The sequence below is a fragment of the Burkholderia sp. AU4i genome, assembly GCF_000466765.1.
GTDB lineage: Bacteria > Pseudomonadota > Gammaproteobacteria > Burkholderiales > Burkholderiaceae > Burkholderia > Burkholderia cepacia.
Map to the genome: position 1 here is coordinate 1 of NZ_ASSI01000349.1, position 3,227 is coordinate 3,227.

At 70.4% G+C, this 3,227-nt stretch carries 1 protein-coding gene; it reads right to left on the reverse strand.

What is annotated here, in order from left to right; all coding sequences use genetic code 11:
• A partial coding sequence (locus tag L810_RS42290) for a DUF3999 family protein (RefSeq protein WP_042978355.1) occupies positions 1–210 on the reverse strand: 210 nt, incomplete at its 3' end.
• Between the last annotated feature and the right edge of the window lie 3,017 nt (positions 211–3,227).

The following is a 3,227-nucleotide window of genomic DNA, read 5'->3' on the forward strand; positions in this document are numbered from 1 at the left end:
ATACGGCACCGGCTCGCCCGCGCCGTTGAAGATGCGCACGTCGCCGAGATCGTCGCGCCGGCTCGCCGCATAAACAGGCTGCGGCACGGTGAGCTGGTAATACGCGGCGGTGCCGTCGAGGTCGAGCGAGAAGCGCTGCGCGGGCGGGCCGTCGGCCGCCGCGAACGACGCGAGCAGGCTCAGGCCGAGCAGCGCGGCGAGTCGTTTCATTGCAGGCCGTCCTGTTGCGCGGCGGCCTTCGGCGGCAGCGGCGAGAAATAGCCGATCAACAGCAGCAGCACGCCGATGCCGATGAACGACACGATTCGCTCGATGCCGGTCACGTGCGACAGGTCGAACAGGAACAGCTTGACGACCGTGAGCGCGAGCAATGCGGCGCCGACGAACCACAGCGGTCGCAGCCCGCGGCGCGTGGCCCAGATCGTGATCGCGAGCGCACAGAGCGTCCAGTACACGGACACCGACGCCTGCACGAGCGTCGATTCCGCCATCGCGCCGAGTTCGTACGGCACGCCGGCCCAGTGATGCAGCGTGCGCAGCAGGATCGCGTTCAGCCACAGGAACGCGGTCGCCCCGGCCGCGCTCAGCAGCTCGACGCGATGGTTGCCGAACGACCAGCCGAGCTTGCGTGCGCGCACGAACCACGACGCGGCGAGCGCATAGACGACCGCAAGCACGAGGTCGAGCGGGTTGAAGAGCGGCACGCGCGCCCAGCTGCCGCCGTCCTGCGTGAAGTTCGCGTAGAAGGTCCACACCCACATCACGACGATGAGCGGCAGCGACGCGAGCGCGCACACGCGGGCGATGCCGTCGCGGCGCGTCAGCCACATCCCGGCGAACGCGAACAGGCTCCAGCCGACCATGAACACCTGCTGGATGCCGAACGACGACAGCACCGTGTCGATGTCGTAGGTCATGTGGAAGCGGTGATGCAACGTGCGCAGCATCAGCGCGTTGAACCACAGGAACACGGTGGCGATCGCGGCGTAGTCGACGATGCGCGGATGCCATGCGATGCCGAGCGCGCGCAGGCGGCGCAGCCACACGGTGAACGCGACGAACGCCAGGCACTGCGCGATGTCGAGCGGGTTGAGCAGCGGGAGCCAGAAGAGCGGCGCCGCGTTGCCGTCGCTGATCACGCTGGCGATGCTCCACAGCCACAGCAGCGCGGCGAGCGGTGCCGCGCCCCACACCTGGTAAGCACGCGGGAACGCCGCGACGGGCCAGCGCAGACGCGAGCCGGGGCCCGACACCAGCAGGAGCAGCACACCGAAACCGTAGGCCCATGCGCTCCAGCTCCATGCGCCTTCGGGCACGAACGTGCGCAGGCGCCAGAACCCTTCGAGCGACAGCAGTCCGCACAGGGTCCAGAACGTCAGCGTGTGCAGCGGCGCGATGATGCGTGCGGCGACGGCTTGCACGAGGCCGGGCGCGGTGCCGGGCGTCGTGCCATTTGCGGGATCGGCGCTTGCCGTGCCGCGCGCCTGGCGCCACAGCAGTGCGAGGCCGGCACCGACGGCGACAGGCCACGCGAACGCGCCCATCCCCGACAGCGGTGCTTCATGCGCATCGAACGCACGCAGCGCGAGCAGTGCCAGCACGGGCGTCAACGCGAGCGCGGGCCATTCGGCGAGCGGCCACGCCAGCCGGCGGCGCGCGACATGCGCAAGCCACGCGGTGCCGGCCGCGAACAGCGCGGTCGAATCGACGACGAAGCGGTCGGCATGCAGGTCGACGTGACGGCTCGCGTAGACGAGGATCTCGTGCAGCCCGCCGCTGACCCACCACAGCAGTCCCCACGCGGCTGCCGCGGCGCCGATCTCGGGCATCCATGCATGCCACGCGCGCGCTTCCGCGCGCCCGTGCAGCCACCACCCAGTGAACAGGCCGGCGAGCGCGATCAGCAGCATCGCGATGTATGGGCTGTTGAGCACGGGCAGCGCGGTGGCGTCGGCCGGCCCGAGCAGGCTCGTGAAGAACGCGCCGGCCGCGGCGAGCTGCATCAGCAGCCCGAAGCCGAACCGCAGCATGCGCTTCTCGCGCACGCCGAGCCAGACGACGGCCGCGCCTTCGATCGCCCACGCGGCGCTGGTCGTCGGGCCGGAGAACGCGAGCGGCACGGCCAGCGTCGCGAAGATCACCGCGAGCGCGAGCGTGGATTCGAACAGTAGCGCGAGGCGGTCGCGGCGCCGCGCGAGCCATGCGGTGACGACGACGTAGAACGCCGACAGCGCGACGGCGCTCCATGCGAGCCCGAACGGCATGTCCTTCACGAGCGACGCCTGCAGCGCGGTCGCGACGATCGGCGTGCCGAACACGAGCGTGCCGTCGACGTAGTGCCGCAGCGCGAGCTCGCGCTTCACCGCATACAGCAATGCGATGCCGACATACATCAGGAAGAACAGGATCAGGAACGGCTCGGTGCTCGCGAACAGCGCGGGGCGATAGGCCGTCACGCCCCACGCGGAGCCGATCGTGAACGTGAACGCGAAGCCGAGCAGGTTCAGCGGGCGCCAGGCCTTGAACCACGCGATCGCGAAGATGCCCGCGTTCAGCAGTGCGTAGTAGCTGAACAGCGCGACGTGGTTGCCGTGCCCGGTCGACAGCAGCACCGGTGCAAGAAAGCCGCCCGCGGTGCCCATGAACGCGAGCGGCAGCGCGTTCTGCCGCACCGCGAGGAACGCGCTCAGCGCGCATACCGCGACCATCAGCGGAAACGCGGCGCCGACGGGCAGCAGCGCGTAAAGCTTGGTCGCGGCGAAGATCGTCAGGTACAGGATGCCGACGCCGCCGCCCTGCAGCACGAGCCCGTACGCCGCGCGGCGCGCACGCACGCGCCAGCCGGTCGCGAGCAGCGCGGCCGCGGCGAGCGCGGTGCCCGCGAGGCGGAATTCGATCGGCAGCATGTTGTTGTCGGCCGCATACTTGAGCAGGAACGCGACCCCGAAGAACAGCACGACGATCCCGACGCGCACGACCGTGTTGCCGCCGAGCAGCCAGTCGCGCGCGGCGCGGAATGCACGCTCGACGAAGTCGGGCTCGCGCGGCTTGGGCGGCGTGGGGGGAACCGACGGTGCGGGGGCCGCAGCGGCAGGCATTTCAGTCGCGTGGGGCGCGGCCGGTACCGGCGCGGCGGTGCGAACCGGCGCCGGGGCTGGCGCAGGAGCCGGTGCCGATAGCGACGCCGGTGAGATCGGAAGAGCACACGTCTGAACTCCAGTCACGTG